We start from the raw sequence: 20359 nt of genomic DNA on the forward strand, positions 1-20359 counted from the left end.
TAACGTAGAATATGACGGTGCCCAACGATGAACCCTGCCTGTCCATAAAAGGCCTGATCAAGGACTGCGGCCCGGTGGCCGGTCTCGACGGCAAGATGATCCGGGTACTGGCCGGCGTCGATTTTTCCGCCCGCCGCGGTTCAGTCACAGCCCTGCTTGGCGCCAATGGCGCCGGCAAAACCACGACTCTGGAATGCGCCCAGGGTCTGCAGTCCATCAACGGCGGCGAAGTGCGCCTGTTGGGACAAGAGCCCTACGGTGCGGGGGCAGAACTGCGCAGCAGGGTGGGCGTCATGCTCCAGGACGGCGGCCTGCCTCCGTCGGCGCGGCCGGTGCCGCTCCTGCACCACATCGCCTCCATGTACGCGGACCCGCGCCCCGTGGATGAACTGGTGGCCCGGCTTGGCATCGGCAGCTTCGCCAACTCCAACATCCGAAGGCTTTCCGGCGGACAGAAGCAGCGCCTGGCCATGGCGGCCGCGCTGGTTGGCCGCCCGGAAGTCCTGTTCCTGGATGAGCCCAGCGCCGGACTGGACCCGCAATCCCGGCAGATTGTCTTTGACCTCATCTCCGAGCTGCGCGATGACGGCCTGGGAATCATCCTCACCACCCACCTGATGGACGATGCACAGAAGCTCGCCGACTACGTCTACATCATTGACGCCGGCAAGACGGTGGCGCAGGGCACCGTAGCCGAGCTCACGGCGCAGACCGACGAGCTGGCTGACCAGCGGCTGCTTACCTTTGACGCCGCACCGGGACTTGATGTGGCCGCCGTCGGGCTCCCCCATCTGGTTGCTCGGGAATCCGCGCCCGGACACTACACGCTGCGCGGAGCCATCACCCCTGGTGATATTGCCGCGCTTTCCGCCTGGTGGGCACGCCTTGGCGTCCTTCCCTCCGCCATCCACATGGCATCGCGTTCCCTGGAAGACGTCTTCCTCGACCTGTCCGGAAGGGAAATCCGATGAGCGCCCCCGCTTCCCTGCCCGTACGCATCCTGAACCAGGGGCGCTACGAAGCGATCACCATGCTGCGCAACGGCGAACAGCTGATCTTGGCTGTCTTCCTGCCGCTGATGGCTCTGATCGCTTTGTCCGTAACTCCGATCCTGGACGGATACGGCACCTCGCGCGTGAACATGGCGACGCCGGGAATCCTGGCCCTGTGCGCGATGTCCACCGCCTTCACCGGCCAGGGAATCGCCACCGGCTTTGACCGCCGCTACGGTGTCCTGCGGTTCCTGTCCACCACGCCGCTGGGCAAGGCCGGCCTCATTGCCGGCAAGGGAATCGCCGTCGTCGCCGTCCTGGCCATCCAAGTGGTGGTGGTGAGCATTGTGGCCGCTTTCCTGGGCTGGGAACCTTCCTGGACCGGAATCCCGCTGGGTCTTGTGTCACTGCTGATCGGTGCGGCGGCCTTCACCGCTTTGGGCCTGCTCGTAGCCGGCACCGCACGGCCGGAAGCGACTCTCGCCGTGACCAACCTGCTCTGGATCCTCCTGGCAGCCGTCGGCGGCATCATCATCCCGGCCGGCAACCTGCCTGAGATCATGCAACCCTTCGTCGAGATCCTGCCGTCGGCTGCACTGGGTGAAGCCATGCGCTCCGCTCTGATCGACTCCGCTTTTAATATTCCCGCCACGCTGATACTTCTGGCGTGGACAATCCTGGGTGGCCTTGCTGCTGTCCGCTGGTTCAAATGGAGCTGAATTCCGTGTCATCCACATCTTCCGGCCGCGCCTCATCGCCCGTCGTGTCTTCGCCGTCCGCGGAGAACCTGCCTGCAGTGAACAAGACGGTGCGCGGCTTTGCCGTTGCCTCGCTGGTCGCCAACATCGGGATTGTCGTCACCGGCGGCGCCGTGCGCCTGACAGCCTCCGGGCTGGGCTGCCCCGAATGGCCGCTGTGCACACCCGATTCCCTGACCACCACCCCGGAAATGGGTATCCACGGGATCATCGAGTTCGGTAACCGGACACTGACCTTCGTCCTGGCTGCCGTTGCCTTTGCCATGGTGTTCAGCATCTGGAAAATCCGTGCCGAGCGCCGTGACCTGTTCAAACTGTCGGTTGCCCTGTTGGCCGGAATCCCCGCGCAGGCCCTGCTGGGCGGCATCACCGTCTGGACCGGACTGAATCCGTGGATTGTGGGAGGACACTTCATCGTCTCGATGGTGCTCATTGTCCTGGCGACCATCCTGGTCAACCGCGCCTGGCTGTCACCGCGGCAGGTGGCGTCAGCCAACGGCCCGCTGGCAACGCGCACCCTGCGTCCGCTGCTGGGAGCCCTGGGGGTCCTCTCCGCGCTGTCGGTGCTGCTCGGCGTCGTTGTCACCGGGTCCGGTCCCCACGCCGGAGACCACGGAGCGGCACGCAACGGCTTTGATCCTGACCTGGTGACCCGCCTGCACGTGGTGCCCGTCTACCTGCTCGTTTTTGCCCTCGTTGTGGCCCTGTACCTGGTGTACCGCCACGCGACCGACGGACGCCTGCGTTCCTCGCTGCTGCTGCTGACCGTTGTGGTCCTGATCCAGGCCGCCATCGGCTATACCCAGCATTTCCTGCACCTGCCGATTGTGCTGGTGGGACTGCACATGCTGGGCGCCTCGCTGCTGACTGCCGCCGCCGCCCATGCGGTCTTCACCGGGTTCTCGCGGCAGGTTCCCGGCCAGGATGACGGCGCCTCTGCCGCTGCTGCTTCCAGGACCGACGTACGGCGGTAGGCTGCCACGCCGTTGAGAGCTGAGAGCAGTGTAGGGCTGTAAGCCACTCGCCATGGGCCGGATTCCTTCGGGAGTCCGGCCCATGGTGTTTTTACTGCCACTTTGGGATATCCCAAAGTGGCAGCAGAGCCGAATCGATTGAGGGTGGAGCGGGGACCCCGCCAGACAGGCGGGCGACGGCGCTGCATCCATCGTGCAGACGGCGGGACCGAGCACCCCGGCACTGCATCTATCGTGCAGATAACGGGCTCTCCCACATTCCTTCGTGCAGATAATGGGACCAAAACCCCTGTGTCGGACGTTTTGGGCCCTTTATCTGCACGATAGATATCCCCAAAGCCCTGATCTGCACGAAGGATTCCGCCAAAGCCTTGATCTGCACAATAGAGCCGGCCGGAGACCCCGCGAATAAAAAAGGACCGGAGTTTCCTCCGGTCCTTCAGGGGGCAGAGCCGGCATGCGGCTTCGTCCTACAGCAGCGGGCCGCCCACAAACGGGTCGATGGCCAGAGCCAGGAACAGGATGGTCAGATAGCTGATGGAGCCGTGGAAGACCTTCATGGCGCTCTTGTCCGTGAGGTTCTCCTGCTGCGCACGGCTATGCAGACGGTGCGTTTCCACCAGGAACCAGACACCGGACAGCACGGCTGCCACCGTGTAGACCCAGCCTGCGCCGCCCACCGGAATCAGAAGCAGCGAGCAGGCCACCGTGGCGTACGCGTACAGGACAACCTGGACGGACACGAGCTTGGCGCCGGCCACGGCACCGAGCATCGGCACGGAGGCGTTGCGGTAATCCTCGCCGTATTTCATGGACAGCGGCCAGTAGTGCGGCGGCGTCCACAGGAAGATGATCATAAACAGGATGATTGCCGGCCACTCCACCTTGTTGGTGACGGCGGCCCACGCAATCAGCACCGGCATGCAGCCGGCAGCCCCGCCCCAGACAATGTTCTGGGTGGTGCGGCGCTTGAGGATCAGCGTGTAGAAGACCACGTACAGAAGGATGGCACCGACGCCGAGCAGGCCGGTCAGCGGGTTGGCGCCGAACCACAGCAGTGCGATGGAAATGATGCCCAGCACCCAGGCAAACACGAGCGCTTCGCGCGGGGACACTTCACCGGTGACCAGCGGACGGTTCTTGGTCCGCTGCATCAACTTGTCCATGTCGCGGTCAATGTAGCAGTTGAAGGCACCGGCGCTGCCTGCAGCAAGGGCTCCGCCCACCATGGTGAACAGAATGAGCCACAGGCCCGGAAGTCCGCGCTCGGCAAAAATCATGGTGGGCAGCGTGGTCACCAGCAGCAGTTCGATGACCCGGGGCTTGGTGAGCGCCACGTAGGCCCGGAGCTTACGGCCTGCCGTCATCTTGCCGGTGTGCACCGGAAGGTTGGCGGGGGCTTGCTGCGTTGTCACGGGGCGATCACATCATCCAATCTGGGCCGGAAAAGTCCACCATCATCATAGCCTCTATCGGCTGTAGAAAACGAAGCACTGCACTGCCGTACTCCTGAGCGCCCCCATCCGCCGCCCGGAGTCCCCCTCAAAGAAACGATACGCCCATTGGCACTGCCTACGGGATAAGGTTGGAGCGGACCTTTCCCGCAGCACGCAAATGGCTGCCGGACAGCACCACGCAGGACCGGACAGGATAAAAATGTGCCGAAGTGCGGTAAGGATTTACCGCTTCGGCCTGTTGTTGTTGTAAAGGAACCGGATGCACTGGATAACCAGTGCGTCCAGGAGTCTCCGGCGCCCCAGGGCGCCGGTCATCTGTAGTAGAGAGGGGCCCGGTAAACGTGCCACATATGGAAGAGCAAGAACTGACCTGGACTGACTTGGACCGGAAGGCCGTGGACACCGCGCGTGTCCTCGCAGCGGACGCCGTCGAGAAGGTCGGCAACGGACACCCGGGCACTGCGATGAGCCTGGCTCCCGCGGCCTATCTGCTGTTCCAGAAAATGATGCGCCACGATCCGTCGGATCCGCAGTGGACCGGGCGCGACAGGTTCGTACTCTCCCCCGGGCACACGTCCCTGACCCTGTACATCCAGCTCTTCCTTTCCGGTTACGGCCTGGAAATCGGAGACCTCGAGGCACTGCGCACCTGGGGCTCCAAGACCCCCGGCCACCCCGAGTACCGCCACACCGCCGGCGTCGAAATCACCACCGGTCCCCTCGGCCAGGGCCTGGCCTCCTCCGTGGGCTTCGCGTTCGCCCAGCGCCGCCTGCGCGGCCTGCTGGACGCTGACGCACCGCAGGGCGAAAGCCCGTTCGATCACACGATCTGGGTCATCGCGTCCGACGGCGACATGCAGGAAGGCGTAACCAGCGAGGCTTCCTCGCTGGCCGGCCACCAGGAACTGGGCAACCTCGTCGTCATCTACGACGAGAACCACATCTCCATCGAAGACGACACCGACATTGCCTTCACCGAAGACGTGCTCAAGCGCTACGAAGCTTACGGCTGGCACACCCAGCGCGTGGACTGGACCAAGACCGGTGAGTACGTCGAAGACGTCAACGAGCTTTACCAGGCGCTGCTGGCCGCGAAGGCCGAAACGAACAAGCCCTCCATCATTTCGCTGCGGACCATCATCGGCTGGCCGTCGCCGAACAAACAGAACACCGGCAAGATCCACGGCTCGGCCCTGGGCAAGGATGAAGTTGCCGCGCTGAAGGAAGTCCTGGGCTTTGACCCGGAGAAGTCCTTCGACGTCGACACCGCCGTTCTGGAACATGCACGCCAAGCCGTCTCCCGCGGCTCCGAGGCGCACCGCGAGTGGGACGAGCGGTTTGAGGCGTGGAAGGCTTCGAACCCCGACGGCGCCGCCCTCCTGGAGCGCATCAGCAACGGCACGCTTCCCGAGGGCTGGGAAAAGTCGCTGCCCGAGTTCGAGGCCGGCAAGGACATGTCCACCCGCGCCGCATCCGGCAAGGTGCTCTCCGCCATCGGCCCGGTACTGCCCGAACTGTGGGGCGGCTCGGCCGACCTCGCCGAGTCCAACAACACCACCATCGAGGGCTCCCCGTCCTTCATCCCGGCCGGCAAGCAGACCAATGCCTGGTCCGGAAACCCGTACGGCCGCGTGCTGCACTTCGGTATCCGTGAGCACGCTGCAGCGGCGATCGTCAACGGCATCACGATGCACAGCAACACCCGTGCATTCTCCGGAACGTTCCTGATCTTCAGCGACTACCAGCGCCCGGCCATCCGCCTCGGTGCCCTGATGGGCGTGCCCTCCATCTACGTATGGACGCACGACTCCATCGGCCTCGGCGAAGACGGCCCCACCCACCAGCCAGTGGAACAGCTGGCCTCGCTGCGGGCCATTCCCGGCCTCGACGTCGTCCGCCCGGGCGACGCCAACGAGGTTGCCGTGGCATGGAAGACGATCCTGGAAAACACGGAGAATCCCGCCGGCATCGTGCTGACCCGCCAGAACATTCCCACCTACCAGCGCGGCGAGGGCGCGGCCACCGCTGACTCCTTCGCCTCCGCCAACGGAGTGTCCCGCGGCGGATACGTCCTGGCCGAGGCAGTGCGCGACGGCGCCGTGGTGACGCCCGACGTCATCCTCGTGGGCACCGGCTCCGAGGTCCAGCTGGCTGTTGAAGCCCGCGAAGCCCTGGCAGCAGAGGGCATTGCCGCCCGCGTTGTTTCCATGCCGAGCATCGAGTGGTTCAACAAGCAGGATGCGCAGTACCGGGAAGCAGTCCTGCCCAAGGACATCAAGGCCCGCGTATCGGTTGAAGCCGGAATTGCCCAGGGCTGGCGTGAGCTGGTCGGCGACGCCGGCCGCAGCGTTTCCCTCGAGCACTTCGGCGCCTCCGCCGATTACAAGACCCTCTACCGCGAGTTCGGCATTACCGCCGAAGCCGTCACCGAGGCTGCACGCGATTCACTGGCAGCAGCCCGCGGCACGGACGCTCCCCCGGCCGGCACCACTGCCGCACCGTCGGGCGAGCAGTCCACCGAGACCGGCGACCAGAAGTAATTCCAGTTACAAGGAGACAATTCATGACTTCCACACCCACCGCACGGCTCTCCGAAGCCGGCGTATCCATCTGGCTGGACGACCTGTCCCGCGAACGCATCGTCTCGGGTTCCCTGAAGGACCTCATCGACAGCAAGAACGTCGTCGGCGTGACCACGAACCCGAGCATTTTCGCCGCGGCCCTGGCCAACGGCGAGTCCTACGCCGCCCAGGTGCAGCAGCTCGCCCGCTCCGGCGCCGACGTGGACAAGGCCGTTTTCGAAATCACCACCGATGACGTCCTCCAGGCCTGCGATGTCTTCGCCCCCGTGGCCGAAGCCACCCACGGTGTTGACGGCCGCGTCTCCATTGAGGTGGACCCGCGCCTGTCCCGCGACACCGAGGGCACCATCAAGGAAGCCAAGGAGCTGTTCGACAAGGTCGGCCGCTACAACGTGCTGATCAAGATCCCCGCCACCAAGGAAGGCCTGCCGGCCATCTCGGCCACCCTGGCCGCGGGCATCAGCGTCAACGTCACGCTGATCTTCTCGCTCGAGCGCTACCGCGAGGTCATAAACGCCTACATGGTGGGCATTGAGCAGGCCAAGGAAAACGGGCACGACCTGTCCAAGATCCACTCCGTGGCCTCCTTCTTCGTCTCCCGCGTCGACGCTGAAATCGACAAGCGCCTGGACGGCATCGGCACCGACGAAGCCAAGGCACTCAAGGGCAAGGCCGGCCTGGCCAACGCCCGCCTGGCATACCAGGTCTTCGAGGAGCAGTTCGCCACAGAGCGCTGGCAGGTCCTGGCAGCAGCCGGAGCCAACGCCCAGCGTCCGCTCTGGGCCTCCACCGGCGTCAAGGACCCGGCACTGCCGGACACCCTTTACGTCACCGGACTCGTTGCACCGCACACGGTCAACACCATGCCGGAGAAGACCCTGAACGCCACTGCGGACCACGGCGAAGTCACCGGCGACACGATCACCGGCACCTACGCGGAGTCCAACGCCGTCCTGGATTCACTGGACGGTCTCGGCGTTTCCTACAACGAGGTCGTCGAGCAGCTGGAAACCGAGGGCCTGGACAAGTTCGTGGTCAGCTGGGGAGAACTCCTGGAGACCGTTCAGACCGCCCTGGATACCGCGAAAGAGGCATAGGAAAAATGACCACACTGTCCTTCGAAGCAGCCGGGGCCGCGCTGGCCGCCGTCGAAAACAACACGCCTGCCCTGGTGCGTGACGACGTCGCCGCCCGCCTTCTCGCCCAGGACCCCACTCTCTGGGGTCCCGACGCCGAAGCGGAGGCTTCCATCCGCCTGGGCTGGCTGAATCCCTCCGAGGCATCCCGGCCGCTCGTTGGACAGATCCGCGGGCTTCGGGAAGAACTGGCCGCCGAGGGAGTGACCCGCGTGGTCCTCGCCGGCATGGGCGGTTCTTCCCTGGCCCCGGAGGTCATCACCCGCACCGCCGGAGTTGACCTGACGGTGCTGGACTCCACGGACCCCGACGCCGTCCGGGCCGCCCTGGACAGCGGCCTTGCCGAGACCGTCATTGTGGTCTCCTCAAAGTCCGGCTCCACGGTGGAGACCGACTCCCAGCGCCGCACCTTTGAACAGGCATTCACCGACGCGGGAATTGACGCCAAGTCCCGCATCGTGGTTGTCACCGATCCGGGCTCACCCCTGGACGGTGCGGCCCGTGAGGCCGGCTACCGGGCCGTGTTCAACGCCGACCCCAACGTCGGCGGCCGCTATTCGGCTCTCACGGCCTTTGGACTGGTTCCCTCCGGCCTGGCCGGAGCCGACATTGAAGCACTGCTGGATGACGCCGAAGAAGCGCTGGAAATCCTCAGCGACAATGACGCAGACAACATCGGCCTTCAGCTCGGAGCCGCCCTGGGCGGCACCGACCCGCTGCGCAACAAGATTGTCATCGTGGATGAAGGCTCCGGGCTGGCGGGTTTCCCGGACTGGGCCGAGCAGCTCATCGCCGAATCCACCGGTAAGCTCGGCACCGGGCTGCTGCCGGTCGTCGTCGAACCCGGCGCCCCGGAAATCACGTCCGGCGCATCAGATGTGCTGACCGCACGCCTGGTCGCCGTGGACTCTGACGCCGCCCCCGAAGGCAACCAGGTGGTCGTGGCCGGGTCGCTTGGCGGCCAGATCATCCTCTGGGAATTCGCCACGGCTGTGGCCGGGCGCCTCCTCGCGATCAACCCCTTCGACCAGCCCGACGTCGAGGCCGCCAAGAAGGCGGCCCGCGGCATGCTGGACGCCCGCCCGGAACCCACTGAGCCGTCCTTCACCGACGGAGCCGTGGAAGTCCGCGGACCGGCTGAACTGCTCAGCGGCGCCCGTACCCTTCCTGAAGCCCTGGCCGCCCTGCTGGGACAGCTCGGATCCGAAGGCTACCTCAGCGTCCAGGCGTACCTGGACCGGAACAAGCAGGCAGGGCTGGCGGCCATTCGCCCCGAACTCGCCGCAGCCACCGGCCGTCCGGTGACGTTTGGCTGGGGACCGCGCTTCCTGCACTCCACCGGGCAGTTCCACAAGGGCGGCCCCGCCCAGGGCGTCTACCTTCAGATCACCGGCGCCCCGCAGGCGGATCTGGACATCCCGGGCAGGCCCTTCACCTTCGGGGAGCTGATCACCGCACAGGCGGCCGGAGATGCCTCCGTCCTGGCGGACCAGGGCCGGCCGGTGCTGCGCCTGAACTTCCTGGACCGGGAGCAGGGCGTCCGGGAACTGGAAGCGGCCGTTCGGAACCTGGCCCCGGAAGACGGACGCAGCTAAATGGCCTCCGATGACAAGACCGGTCCCGCCAATCCGCTGAGGGATCCCCGGGACCGCCGGCTGTCGCGCATTGCCGGACCGTCCTCCCTGGTGATTTTCGGTGTCACCGGTGACCTGGCCCGGAAGAAACTCATTCCGGCCGTCTATGACCTGGCCAATCGCGGTCTGCTCCCGCCCAGCTTCTCCCTGGTGGGCTTCGGCCGCCGTCCGTGGAGCAACGAGGACTTTGCCGCGCAGGTGCTGGAATCGGTGAAGAGTTATGCCCGCACCGACTTCAATGAGAATGTCTGGAAGCAGCTGGCTGAGGGTATCCGCTTTGTTGAGGGCGGCTTCGACAGCGATGAAGCCTTTGCCACGCTCAAAGACACCTTGGCAGCCCTGGACACGGAGCGCGGGACCCGCGGAAATCACGCGTTCTATCTCTCCGTTCCGCCCAAGTCCTTTGAGCAGGTCTGCCAGCAGCTCTCTGAGCACGGCTTGGCCGAAACCTCCGAAGGCAAGTGGCGCCGGGTTGTCATTGAGAAGCCGTTTGGGCATGACCTGCAGTCCGCCCGGGAACTGAACAACGTGGTGGAGTCCGTCTTCCCGGCGGATTCGGTGTTCCGCATCGATCACTACCTGGGCAAGGAAACGGTACAGAACATCCTGGCGCTGCGGTTTGCCAACCAGTTGTTCGAGCCGATCTGGAATGCCAACTTCGTGGACCACGTTCAGATCACGATGGCCGAAGACATCGGCATTGGCGGCCGCGCCGGGTACTACGACGGCGTGGGTGCAGCCCGCGACGTCATCCAGAACCACCTGCTGCAGCTGCTGGCACTGACAGCCATGGAAGAACCCATCTCTTTCGACGCCGATCACCTGCGCGCCGAGAAGGAGAAGGTGCTCGCCGCCGTCCGTCTTCCCGAGGACCTGTCCAAGCACTCCGCCCGCGGACAGTACACCGGCGGCTGGCAGGGCGGTGAGAGGGTCACAGGCTTCCTGGAAGAAGAGGGCTTCAACCCCGATTCCACCACCGAAACCTTCGCCGCCATCCGTGTGGACATCAATACCCGCCGCTGGGCCGGGGTGCCGTTCTACCTTCGGGCAGGCAAACGCCTGGGCCGCCGGGTCACCGAAATTGCCGTGGTCTTCAAACGCGCACCCAACCTCCTCTTCCGTGACCACAATGATCACGACTTCGGCCAGAACGCCGTAGTGATCCGTGTGCAGCCCGATGAGGGCGCCACCATCCGGTTCGGTTCCAAAGTTCCCGGCACGCAGATGGAAGTCCGGGACGTCTCGATGGACTTCGGCTACGGACATTCCTTCACCGAGTCCAGCCCGGAAGCCTATGAACGCCTGATCCTGGACGTGCTGCTGGGCGAGCCGCCGCTGTTCCCCCGGCATCAGGAAGTGGAACTGTCCTGGAAGATTGTCGATCCGTTCGAAGAATACTGGGCCTCCCTGGGCACCCAGCCGGAGCCGTATGCTCCCGGCAGCTGGGGACCCGACTCCGCCGACGAACTGCTTGCCCAAGACGGAAGGACCTGGAGAAGGCCGTGATTGTAGATCTGCCGGACACAACAACGTCCAAGGTATCCAAAGAGATTGTGGCCATGCGGGAAAAGGGCGGCGTGGTTACCCTCGGGCGCGTCCTGACGCTGGTGGTGGACACCGAGCCCGATTTCGTCGAGGAAGCCATTGCCGCTGCCAACGAGGCCAGCCGGGAGCACCCCTGCCGCATCATCGTGCTGGCCGGCGGTTCGGCCGACGACGAAACCCGGTTGAACGCCGAGATCCGCGTGGGCGGTGACGCCGGCGCCTCAGAGGTGATTGTCCTGTACCGGCACGGCGAGCTCGCCGGGGAAAGCGTGTCGCTCGTCTCGGCGCTCCTCCTGCCCGATGCACCCATTGTGGTGTGGTGGCCCCACGGCGTACCCGAGAACCCGGCGCAGACTCCGCTGGGCTGCATCGCCCATCGCCGCATCACCGACGCCGCCACCGAGGCCGACCCCAAAAAGGCACTGCTGGGGCTGGGCGAGGCGTACGCCGACGGTGACACGGACCTCAGCTGGACCCGGCTGACCAACTGGCGGATTCAGCTGGCGGCGGTGCTCGACGGGGCCGGCACCGACCCCGTGACCGGTGTTGCGGTGGCGGGTGCCTCAGACTCGGCCAGCACCTTCCTGCTGGCCGCGTGGCTCAAACATGCCCTCCGGGTCCCGGTGAAGATCATCGAGGGCGAAGCGGGCACCGGTATCCGCTCCGTTGTCTTCGAGCGCGACGGCGGCAACGTGGAACTTTTGCGTCCGGACCAGATCACGGCCTATCTGACCCAGCCCGGCCAGCCGGAGCAGCAGATATCGCTGCCGCGCCGGAACCTGCGCGACTGCCTGGCGGAGGAGCTCCGCCGGCTCGATCCGGACGAGGTTTACGGCGAAGTACTGACACAGGGACTGGCAGCCTGCCTATCCCAAGAAGGGGCAACCGCATGATGCATTCTCCCAACGGCGTGAGCATTCACCCGGACGTGCAGGCCTTGACCGCCGCAACAGCCGGCCGCCTGATTACCAAGCTGGTGGACGTGCAGAGCCGGCGCGGGGTCGCCACCGTGGTGCTTACCGGCGGGACGGTGGGGATTGCCGTGCTCGACGCCGTCGCCACGGCTCCTGCGCGCGGCGCCGTGGACTGGTCGCGGGTGAACTTCTGGTGGGGGGATGAGCGGTTCCTAGCCGCCGACTCCCGCGACCGCAACGCCGTCCAGGCCGACGATGCGCTGCTTTCCCGGCTTCCCGTTGATCCCGCCCGGGTCCATCCCATTCCGGCGTCCGACGAGGTGGATTCCGTCGAGGAAGCCGCTGCTGCCTACGCCCGGGCCCTGGCGGAGGCAGCGGCGGACGAGAAGCTTGCTCCCGGGTTCGAGTCGGTCGATGACCGGCTCCCCCGCTTTGATGTGCTCCTGCTCGGTGTTGGCCCCGACGCCCACATCGCATCGCTGTTTCCCGAAATGGCCGGCGTGCGGTCGGTGGGGGAAACCGTCGTCTCCGTTTCCAATGCACCCAAGCCTCCACCCGAGCGGGTGTCCCTGAGCATGGAAGCGATCAACACCGCCGAAGAAGTGTGGCTGACCGTTGCCGGCGAGGACAAGGCCGGGGCCGTGGGCCTGGCGCTGGCCGGTGCCGGGTTCGTCCAGGTTCCCGCTGCCGGCGCACGGGGACGCACCAAGACCCGCTGGCTGATCGACCAGTCCGCAGCTTCGCAGCTGCCCGAGCGGCTGCTGGACCCGGAAGGCACCGGCGCCGCCGCGGACTAAGCCAAAACGAACAGCCCCCGAAGATCCTTCCGGATCTTCGGGGGCTGTTGTGGTTAAAGGCCGAGGGCTCAGGCTTCGCCGGAGAAGCGCTGAATCAGGCCCAGCGCGACGATGACCAGGCCCCAGGACAGCCCGAGGGCCACGGTAAAGCGGTTCAGGTTGCGTTCGGCCACACCGGAGGAGCCCATGCTGGACGTCATGCCGCCGCCGAACATGTCCGACATACCGCCGCCGCGTCCCTTATGCAGCAGGATGAGCAGCGTCAGCAGCAGGCTGGTGATGGCAAGAAGAACCAGCAGGACAATCTTCAGAATTTCCACGTACGGCCTTTCGGGGGTGACTCATGGAGTGGAGACGTGCACTGCGGTGCAGGTCAGCTGCAAATCAGTCGGTCACCAGATGATGTTCGAACCTGACAATATTAGCAAATTCGGTCACATCCAAACTGGCGCCCCCAACAAGTACGCCGTCCACATCGCGTTCCTTCAGAATGCTGGCCGCATTCTGCGCCTTAACGGAGCCGCCGTACAGCAGCCGGGTCTTGGCGGCCACGGAGTCGTCATACAGGTCGGCGATTTCGGCGCGGATGGCGGAGCACATTTCCTGGGCGTCCGCGGGTCCGGCAACCTCTCCGGTGCCAATGGCCCAGATGGGCTCGTAGGCAATGACCAGTGCGGAGACCTGCTCGGCATCAAGACCGGCGAGGTCGCTGCGGACCTGTTCCAGGGTGTGTGCCACGTGCTTGCCGGACTGGCGGACTTCCAGTCCTTCACCGACACAGAGCACCGGAACCAGCTCATTGCGGTACGCGGCCTTCAGCTTCTCGTTGAGCAGCTCATCGGATTCCCCGTGCACTGTCCGGCGTTCACTGTGGCCCACCAGGACGTACTTGCAGCCCAGCTTGGACAGGAACTGTCCGGAGATGTCACCGGTGTACGCGCCGGAGTCCTTGGGCGAGAGGTCCTGCGCGCCGTATTCGACGTCGAGCTTGTCGCCCTTGATCAGGGTCTGCACGCTGCGCAGGTCGGTGAACGGCGGGAAGATTGCCACCTCCACACGGTTGTAGTCGTGCTGGGCGTCCTTCAGGGTCCAGGCAAGCTTCTGCAACAGGGTGATGCCCTGGACATGGTCCATGTTCATCTTCCAGTTGCCCGCGATCAGCGGTGTCCGATCAAACTTGCCGTTGGTCGAGGTAGTCATCATCGCTCCGGTTTCATATGTGTTCGTTAAATAGTTGGGGTGGGGTGCGGACATGGAAGTGCGGGCCGCAGCCTCATCCGGCAGCGGCCCGCACTGGAGGCTTACTGGTTCAGGACGGTGAGGCCCGGCAGCTTCTTGCCTTCGAGGTATTCCAGGGAGGCGCCGCCGCCGGTGGAGATGTGCCCGAAGTCGCTGTCGCTGAACCCGAGCTTCCGGACAGCCGATGCGGAGTCGCCGCCGCCCACCACGGAGAAGCCGGACGAATCCTTCAGTGCCTGGGCGATGGTGCGGGTGCCGTTGGCAAACGCATCAAATTCAAACACGCCCATGGGACCGTTCCAGAAAATGGTCCGGCCGGCACCGATCTTTTCGGCAAAGGCTCCGGCTGAGTCTGGGCCGATGTCCAGACCGATGCCGGAGGCACCGAACCGGCTGCTCTCCATGGCGTCAGCCGGAACAACGTCAACGTCGGCGTCGGCGGCGAACTTGTCCGCCACCACGATGTCGGTGGGAAGCACGAATTCGCATCCCACTTCCTTGGCCCGGCTGAGGTAGCCCTTCACCTTCTCGATCTGGTCTGCCTCAAGCAGCGACGCCCCAACGTTGTATCCCTGGGCGGCCAGGAAGGTGAACACCATTCCGCCGCCAACCAGCAGATAGTCGGCGCGTTCCATGAGGTTTTCAATCACGGCAAGCTTGTCCGACACCTTGGAACCGCCGAGAACAACGACGTACGGCTGCTCAGGGTGCTCGGTCAGGCGCTTGAGCACCTCCACCTCGGTGTGCACCAGGTCACCCTCGTAGGCGGGGAGGATCCCGGCGATGTCGTACACGCTGGCGTGCTTGCGGTGCACGGCACCGAAGGCGTCGTCAACGTAGGCCCCGTTGTCCCCCGTGAGGCCGGCGAGTTCGCGCGCCAGCGAGAGGCGCTCGTCGTCATTCTTGGATGTCTCGCGGGGGTCGAAACGGATGTTCTGCAGCACCAGGACGGAACCGGCGGCCAGGGATCCTGCCAGTTCGTGCGCGCTGTCCCCCACCACGTCGGCGGCGAACTCGACCGCAAACGGTGCAAGTTCGTCCAGCCGGTCCGCGGCGGGCTGCAGCGAGTACTTCTCGTCCGGGGTGCCCTTGGGCCGTCCCAGGTGCGCCATGACGATCACCTTGGCACCGTGATCCACCAGTTTCTGAAGGGTCGGGATGGACGCACGGATGCGCCCGTCGTCGGCCACAGTGCCGTTGTCCAGCGGCACATTCAGGTCCGAGCGGACCAGCACATACCGACCATCGACGCCGTCGATGATCAGTTCTTCAAGAGTCTTGACTGTCATGTCTACCTTTACGTCCCTTGCGGGCATTGGGGGCTTGTGGGCTTTGCAGGGCGGCCGGCGGTGACGGCCGGGTCCTCAGAGCGTGGAGGCGACCAGTTTGGTCAGATCCACCAGGCGGCAGGAATAGCCCCACTCGTTGTCATACCAGCCGACAACCTTGATCTGATTGCCCATGACTCGCGTAAGGCCCGAGTCAAAGATGCACGACGCCGGATCCGTGACGATGTCCGAGGACACGAGCGGCTCGTCGGTGTATCGGAGGTAGCCGTTCAGTGCTCCGTCGCTGGCGGCCTTGTACGCGTCGTTGATCTGCTCGACGCTGGCCTCTTTCGCCAGGGTCACCGTGAGGTCGGTGACCGATCCGGTGGGAACGGGAACGCGCAGGGCAAAGCCATCCAGCTTGCCGTCGAGCTCCGGAATGACGAGCCCGATCGCCTTGGCGGCACCGGTGGTCGTCGGCACGATGTTCAGCGCGGCGGCACGGGCCCTGCGCAGGTCCCGGTGCGGGCCGTCCTGCAGGTTCTGGTCGGCGGTGTAGGCGTGGACGGTGGTCATGAGTCCGCGTTCGATCCCGAACGCATCGTTGATGACCTTGGCCAGCGGTGCCAGGCAGTTGGTGGTGCAGGAAGCATTGGACACGATGTTGTCGGTCGCCGGATTGTATTCGGAGTCATTGACCCCCATCACGATGGTGCGGTCGGCACCCTTTCCGGGGGCGGAAATCAGCACCTTCTTGGCACCGGCATCGAGGTGCTTCTTGGCGTCCTCCGCCTTGGTGAAGAACCCGGTGGACTCGATGACGACGTCTACACCGAGGTCCTTCCAGGGAAGGTTTGAAGGATCCCGTTCGGCCAGGACCTTGATGGTCTTGCCGCCCACCACCAGGTCTCCGTTGCGTACTTCCACGTCAGCGCCGATCCGGCCGGTCACGGAGTCGTACTTCAGGAGGTGGGCCAGGGTTTCGGGGCTGGTGAGGTCGTTGACGGCGACAATGTCGAGGTCCGCGTTCTGCTCCAGTGCTGCGCGGAAGTAGTTTCGTCCGATGCGTCCGAAGCCGTTGATTCCAACACGAGTAGTCACTTTTCTGTCTCCTTGATTGCAGGTGTACCGAAGAGCGTGACCTTTTGTGTGCGCAGGCCACTGGTCTGACTTGGGTCGAGATTTCGGGACTGGTCCTGGACCGCCCGGCGCTACCCTGCCGGTGAGTCCAAGGGGTTCCCGCAGGGCCTTAGGGCGAAGCGGGAACCCTCGGACTCATCCTACGCGCCGGGTTCCTCCGGCGAACCGGTGCGGCGGCAGATTTGTGGGCCGGAGGCCTGATTTAGGCGGGGAGAACCAGCGAGTGGGCACCGCTGCGTGCTGCTTCGAACCGGGTGGCGACATCCGCCCAGTTGACGATGTTCCAGAAGGCCTTGACGTAGTCGGCCTTGACGTTGACGTAGTCCAGGTAGAAGGCGTGCTCCCACATGTCCAGCATCAGCAGCGGGATGGTGCCCACGGGTACGTTGCCCTGCTGATCGTAAAGCTGCTCGATGACAAGGTTCTTGCCCAGCGGTTCGTACGCCAGGAGAGCCCAGCCTGAACCCTGCAGCGAGGAGGCTGCGGCAGTGAACTGTCCGCGGAAAGCGTCGAAGGAGCCGAAGAAATCATCAATGGCTGCCGCCAGCTCGCCAACCGGCTTGTCTCCGCCTTCGGGAGAGAGGTTGTTCCAGAAGATGCTGTGGTTGACGTGGCCGCCAACGTGGAAGGCCAGGTCCTTGGAGAGCTTCGGGATGGTGGCGAAGTCGCCCTTTTCCCGTGCTTCCGCCATCTGGGCCAGGGCCGTGTTGGCACCGGCGACGTACGTTGCATGGTGCTTGTCGTGGTGCAGCTCCATGATCCGGGCCGAGATGTTCGGCTCGAGTGCAGCGTAATCGTAGGGCAGTTCCGGCAGTGTGTATTCGTTCACAAAATCCTCCAGTAAAACTCGGATCGATTCATCCGGACGGCGTTTCCACCCGGAAACTTAGGGTGCCGCCAGAAGGCAGCATGCTTAGTCCATCTTATGCTTTAACGCTACTCGTCAAGCATCTCAGGAGTCACATTGGCCTCAGTGCCGGGGATGCCCAGCTCCGCGGCACGCTTGTCCGCCATGGCCAGCAGACGACGGATCCGGCCCGCAATGGCGTCCTTGGTCATGGGCGGATCGGCCAGGTGCCCCAACTCATCCAGAGATGCCTGTTTGTGCGCCACGCGCAGTTCGCCGGCGTAGCGCAGATGGTCCGGAACATCGTCGCCCAGGATGTCGAGTGCGCGGTCCACCCGCGCACCGGCGGCGACGGCGGCCTGCGCTGAACGGCGCAGGTTGGCGTCGTCGAAGTTCGCCAGCCTGTTTGCGGTGGCCCGCACTTCCTTGCGCATGCGGCGTTCTTCCCAGACCATGAGGGCGTCATGGGCGCCCATGCGGGTGAGGAGTGCTGCGATGGTGTCACCGTCCCGGATGACCACGCGGTCGATGCCGCGCACTTCACGTGCCTTGGCGGCAATGCCGATCCGGCGTGCGGCCCCCACCAGTGCCAAGGCTGCCTCCGGGCCGGGGCAGGTGACCTCCAGCGATGAGGAGCGGCCCGGCTCGGTCAGGGAGCCGTGGGCCAGGAAGGCGCCGCGCCACACCGCCTCGGCGTCGGCGGCGGAGCCGTTGACCACCACGGAGGGCAGACCCCGGACCGGCCGCCCGCGGGCGTCCAGCAGTCCGGTCTGGCGCGCCAGGGATTCGCCGTCCTTCACCACGCGCACCACGTAGCGGTTGCCGCGGCGCAGGCCGCCGCCGGACACCACGATGATGTCTGAGGCATGCCCGTACACCTCGGCGATCGCGGCACGAAGGCGCCGGGCAGTGGACGCCAGGTCCACTTCAGCTTCAATCACAATGCGGCCGGAGATGATGTGCAATCCTCCGGCGAATCGCAGCAAGGCCGATACTTCCGCTTTGCGGACTGAGGACTTTTTCACGTCCAGACGTGAAAGTTCCTCTTTTACTGCTGCGGTCAACGCCACAAATACACTCCTAGTTCTCCCCAAAGATATCGTGGTACGCGGTTGCCAGGCGCAGCGGATCATGGATCGGCCGCCCCGTCGCTGCCCCCACCTTACCGAAGACAGGCCGTCCCCCCATGCCGGCGACGGCGGCGCTGAAGGCCTCGGGGTCCTCGATGACGTCGGGATCCGCCAGCACTGCGTCCACCTTCAGTTCGGGTGCGTACCGCCGAATTTCCGCCAGATGGTCCAGCGCGGACATCCCGGTGGTTTCCTTGGTCTCGTTGCTGAGGTTCATGGTCAGGCACACTTTCGCGCTGCTCCGGCAAAGGGCGTCCCGCAGGTCCGGGAGCATCAGATGCGGAAGCACCGAGGTGTACCAGGAGCCGGGGCCCAGGATGACCCAGTCCGCACGCTCAACGGCCGTCAGTGCTTCCGGACAGGCCGGGGCATCGGCGGGCGTCAGCCGCACTTCGCTGACCTTGCCGTGGACTCCGGCAGTGGCCAGCCGTGCCTGTCCGGTGACGAGCTCCAGCCCCCCGCCGTGTTCCGGGCGGCGCTGCACATCGCCTTCAATGGTGAGCGGCTGGGTGGACATCGGCAGGACCTGTCCCCGGGCACCGAGCAGGGCTCCGGCCCACTGCAGTCCGGCCACCGGGTCCCCCAGCAGTTCCCACAGGGTCACAATCAACAGGTTTCCCAGTGCGTGGTTGTCCAGCGAGCCGGTCACGCCGGGGCGGGACTGGAAGCGGTGCTGCATGACATCCCGCCAGGTGCGGCCCCAGTCAGTGTCGTCGCACAGCGCCGCCAGGGCCATGCGCAGGTCGCCGGGCGGGAGCACGCCCAGTTCCTCGCGCAGGCGGCCGGAGGAACCGCCGTCGTCGGCCACCGTGACAACCGCCGTCAGATCCGTGGTCAGCAGCCGCAGGGCGGAAAGCGACGCGGAGAGCCCGTGTCCCCCGCCCAGCGCCACGACGGCCCGGGAGCCGTCGGAGCCGCCCGTCCCCCGGTCGCTGGAGGGCTGGGGAATGATGGGCAGGGCACCTGTCAGGAAATTCATCTATTCCCGCCCGAGGTCGCGGTGGTGGGCGCTGACCGTGACGTGCGGCAGCTGTGCCAGGCGCTTGGCCAGTTCCTCCGTCACGGCAACGGACCGGTGCTTGCCGCCGGTGCAGCCCACGGCGATGGTGGCGTAGTGCTTGTTCTCGCGGCGGTATCCGTCGATAACCGGTGCGAGTGCCTCGACATAGCGGTCAAGGAAGTCGCGTGTTCCGTGGGCGTCCAGGACATAGTCCCGCACGTCGGTGTCCAGGCCGGTGTGGGGACGCAGCTGCGGCACCCAGTGCGGATTGGGAATGAACCGGACGTCAGCCACGTAGTTGGCGTCCACCGGCAGCCCGTATTTGAAGCCGAAACTCATGACGTTCAGCCGCAGCACAATCGGACCGGATTCTGTGAACAGTTCGGTGATGGTGGTGGCCAGGGCGTGGACGTTGAGTTTGGAGGTGTCGACGACGACGTCGGACGAGGCGCGCAGTTCCTTCAACACGTCCCGTTCCTCGGCGATGCCGTCGAGAATGCTGCCGTCTTCCTGCAGGGGATGCGGACGGCGCCCCTGCTCGAAACGCCGCACCAGGGTTTCATCTTCGGCGTCGAGGAACAGGAGGCGGTAAGAAACGCCTGCGGCGCGGAGCCCGCTCAGGGCTTCCCTGATGTCCTGGAACAATTCCTTGCTGCGCACATCGATGACCACGGCCAGCCTGGGGATCGAATGCGGCATGCGGGAAACCAGCTCGGTGAGGGTTGCCAGCATCAGCGGCGGCAGATTCTCCACCACGTACCAGCCGTGGTCCTCCAGCGCGTTGGCGGCCGTGCTGCGTCCGGCACCGGACATGCCGGTAACCACCAGCAACTCCGATTCGGCGGGCTTGACCGGGGTCAGCGCGTCCTCTTGCGTCATTTCCGTTGTCCTGTTCCTTGCTTGGTTTGCCGGCTGCTGCCGGGGAAAAGCCAATGACCCAGCCTAG

The 20359-nt window shown here is 65.2% G+C and carries 18 protein-coding genes; 9 read left to right on the forward strand and 9 right to left on the reverse strand.

The genetic code is table 11. The annotated features are described in order from the left end of the window. Positions 1-11 precede the first annotated feature (11 nt). The 3 genes from MUG94_RS09035 to MUG94_RS09045 are packed head-to-tail and all read left to right on the forward strand — an operon-like array spanning position 12 to position 2724. Positions 12-971 (forward strand): ABC transporter ATP-binding protein, encoded by a 960-nt coding sequence (locus MUG94_RS09035; protein ID WP_227907768.1) that lies wholly within the window; start codon positions 12-14, stop codon positions 969-971. Further along, entirely contained in the window at positions 968-1711 is a 744-nt protein-coding gene (locus tag MUG94_RS09040) for an ABC transporter permease (RefSeq protein ID WP_227889851.1), read from the forward strand. Before MUG94_RS09035 ends, MUG94_RS09040 begins: the two co-directional genes overlap by 4 nt. 5 nt (positions 1712-1716) lie before the next feature. After that, on the forward strand, positions 1717-2724 hold the full coding sequence (locus tag MUG94_RS09045) for a COX15/CtaA family protein (RefSeq protein WP_423724339.1): 1008 nt from the start codon (positions 1717-1719) through the stop codon (positions 2722-2724). Between the two features lie 470 nt (positions 2725-3194). Here the strand turns inward: MUG94_RS09045 and MUG94_RS09050 are convergent, their stop codons facing one another. Beyond that, positions 3195-4091, reverse strand: a complete 897-nt coding sequence (locus tag MUG94_RS09050; RefSeq protein ID WP_227890288.1) for a heme o synthase — start codon at positions 4089-4091, stop codon at positions 3195-3197. 440 nt (positions 4092-4531) lie between these two features. On the opposite strand from MUG94_RS09050, the gene tkt reads away from it, so the two are divergent. The 6 genes from tkt to pgl are packed head-to-tail and all read left to right on the forward strand — an operon-like array spanning position 4532 to position 12789. Continuing rightward, entirely contained in the window at positions 4532-6721 is a 2190-nt protein-coding gene (tkt, locus tag MUG94_RS09055; RefSeq protein ID WP_227889852.1) for a transketolase, read from the forward strand. A 23-nt stretch (positions 6722-6744) separates the two neighbouring features. Beyond that, positions 6745-7860, forward strand: a complete 1116-nt coding sequence (tal, locus tag MUG94_RS09060) for a transaldolase (RefSeq protein WP_227907766.1) — start codon at positions 6745-6747, stop codon at positions 7858-7860. A 5-nt stretch (positions 7861-7865) separates the two neighbouring features. Next, positions 7866-9494: a glucose-6-phosphate isomerase gene (locus MUG94_RS09065; RefSeq protein WP_227907764.1), complete on the forward strand. Its 1629-nt coding sequence runs from the start codon at positions 7866-7868 to the stop codon at positions 9492-9494. Then, positions 9495-11039 carry a glucose-6-phosphate dehydrogenase gene (zwf, locus tag MUG94_RS09070; RefSeq protein WP_227907762.1) on the forward strand — a complete coding sequence of 515 codons (1545 nt, stop codon included), beginning with the start codon at positions 9495-9497 and terminating at the stop codon, positions 11037-11039. Then, positions 11036-11971 carry a glucose-6-phosphate dehydrogenase assembly protein OpcA gene (locus MUG94_RS09075; RefSeq protein ID WP_227889856.1) on the forward strand — a complete coding sequence of 312 codons (936 nt, stop codon included), beginning with the start codon at positions 11036-11038 and terminating at the stop codon, positions 11969-11971. Before zwf ends, MUG94_RS09075 begins: the two co-directional genes overlap by 4 nt. Beyond that, positions 11971-12789, forward strand: a complete 819-nt coding sequence (gene pgl, locus MUG94_RS09080) for a 6-phosphogluconolactonase (protein ID WP_227907934.1) — start codon at positions 11971-11973, stop codon at positions 12787-12789. Before MUG94_RS09075 ends, pgl begins: the two co-directional genes overlap by 1 nt. A gap of 68 nt (positions 12790-12857) precedes the next feature. On the opposite strand, the gene secG is transcribed toward pgl, so the two are convergent. The 8 genes from secG to rapZ form a co-directional block, all read right to left on the reverse strand. Continuing rightward, on the reverse strand, positions 12858-13109 hold the full coding sequence (secG, locus tag MUG94_RS09085; protein ID WP_227889857.1) for a preprotein translocase subunit SecG: 252 nt from the start codon (positions 13107-13109) through the stop codon (positions 12858-12860). Positions 13110-13173: 64 nt separating this feature from the next. Next, positions 13174-13989: a triose-phosphate isomerase gene (gene tpiA, locus MUG94_RS09090; RefSeq protein ID WP_227907760.1), complete on the reverse strand. Its 816-nt coding sequence runs from the start codon at positions 13987-13989 to the stop codon at positions 13174-13176. Positions 13990-14090: 101 nt separating this feature from the next. Continuing rightward, complete coding sequence (locus MUG94_RS09095) at positions 14091-15317, reverse strand: phosphoglycerate kinase (protein WP_227907758.1); 1227 nt, start codon at positions 15315-15317, stop codon at positions 14091-14093. A gap of 75 nt (positions 15318-15392) precedes the next feature. Then, on the reverse strand, positions 15393-16397 hold the full coding sequence (gene gap / locus MUG94_RS09100) for a type I glyceraldehyde-3-phosphate dehydrogenase (protein ID WP_227889860.1): 1005 nt from the start codon (positions 16395-16397) through the stop codon (positions 15393-15395). Positions 16398-16638: 241 nt separating this feature from the next. Next, positions 16639-17265, reverse strand: coding sequence for a superoxide dismutase (locus MUG94_RS09105; RefSeq protein WP_227889861.1), 627 nt, complete (start codon positions 17263-17265; stop codon positions 16639-16641). A gap of 107 nt (positions 17266-17372) precedes the next feature. Next, the gene (whiA, locus tag MUG94_RS09110; RefSeq protein ID WP_227889862.1) at positions 17373-18353 is read right to left on the reverse strand and encodes a DNA-binding protein WhiA; all 981 of its coding nucleotides are present in this window, start codon (positions 18351-18353) and stop codon (positions 17373-17375) included. A gap of 10 nt (positions 18354-18363) precedes the next feature. Next, positions 18364-19392, reverse strand: a complete 1029-nt coding sequence (locus tag MUG94_RS09115) for a gluconeogenesis factor YvcK family protein (protein ID WP_227889863.1) — start codon at positions 19390-19392, stop codon at positions 18364-18366. After that, positions 19393-20292 (reverse strand): RNase adapter RapZ, encoded by a 900-nt coding sequence (gene rapZ, locus MUG94_RS09120; RefSeq protein WP_227889864.1) that lies wholly within the window; start codon positions 20290-20292, stop codon positions 19393-19395. It abuts the gene before it with no gap. Between the last annotated feature and the right edge of the window lie 67 nt (positions 20293-20359).

It is taken from the genome of Arthrobacter gengyunqii (assembly GCF_023022985.1).
Classification (GTDB): Bacteria; Actinomycetota; Actinomycetes; order Actinomycetales; family Micrococcaceae; genus Arthrobacter_B; species Arthrobacter_B gengyunqii.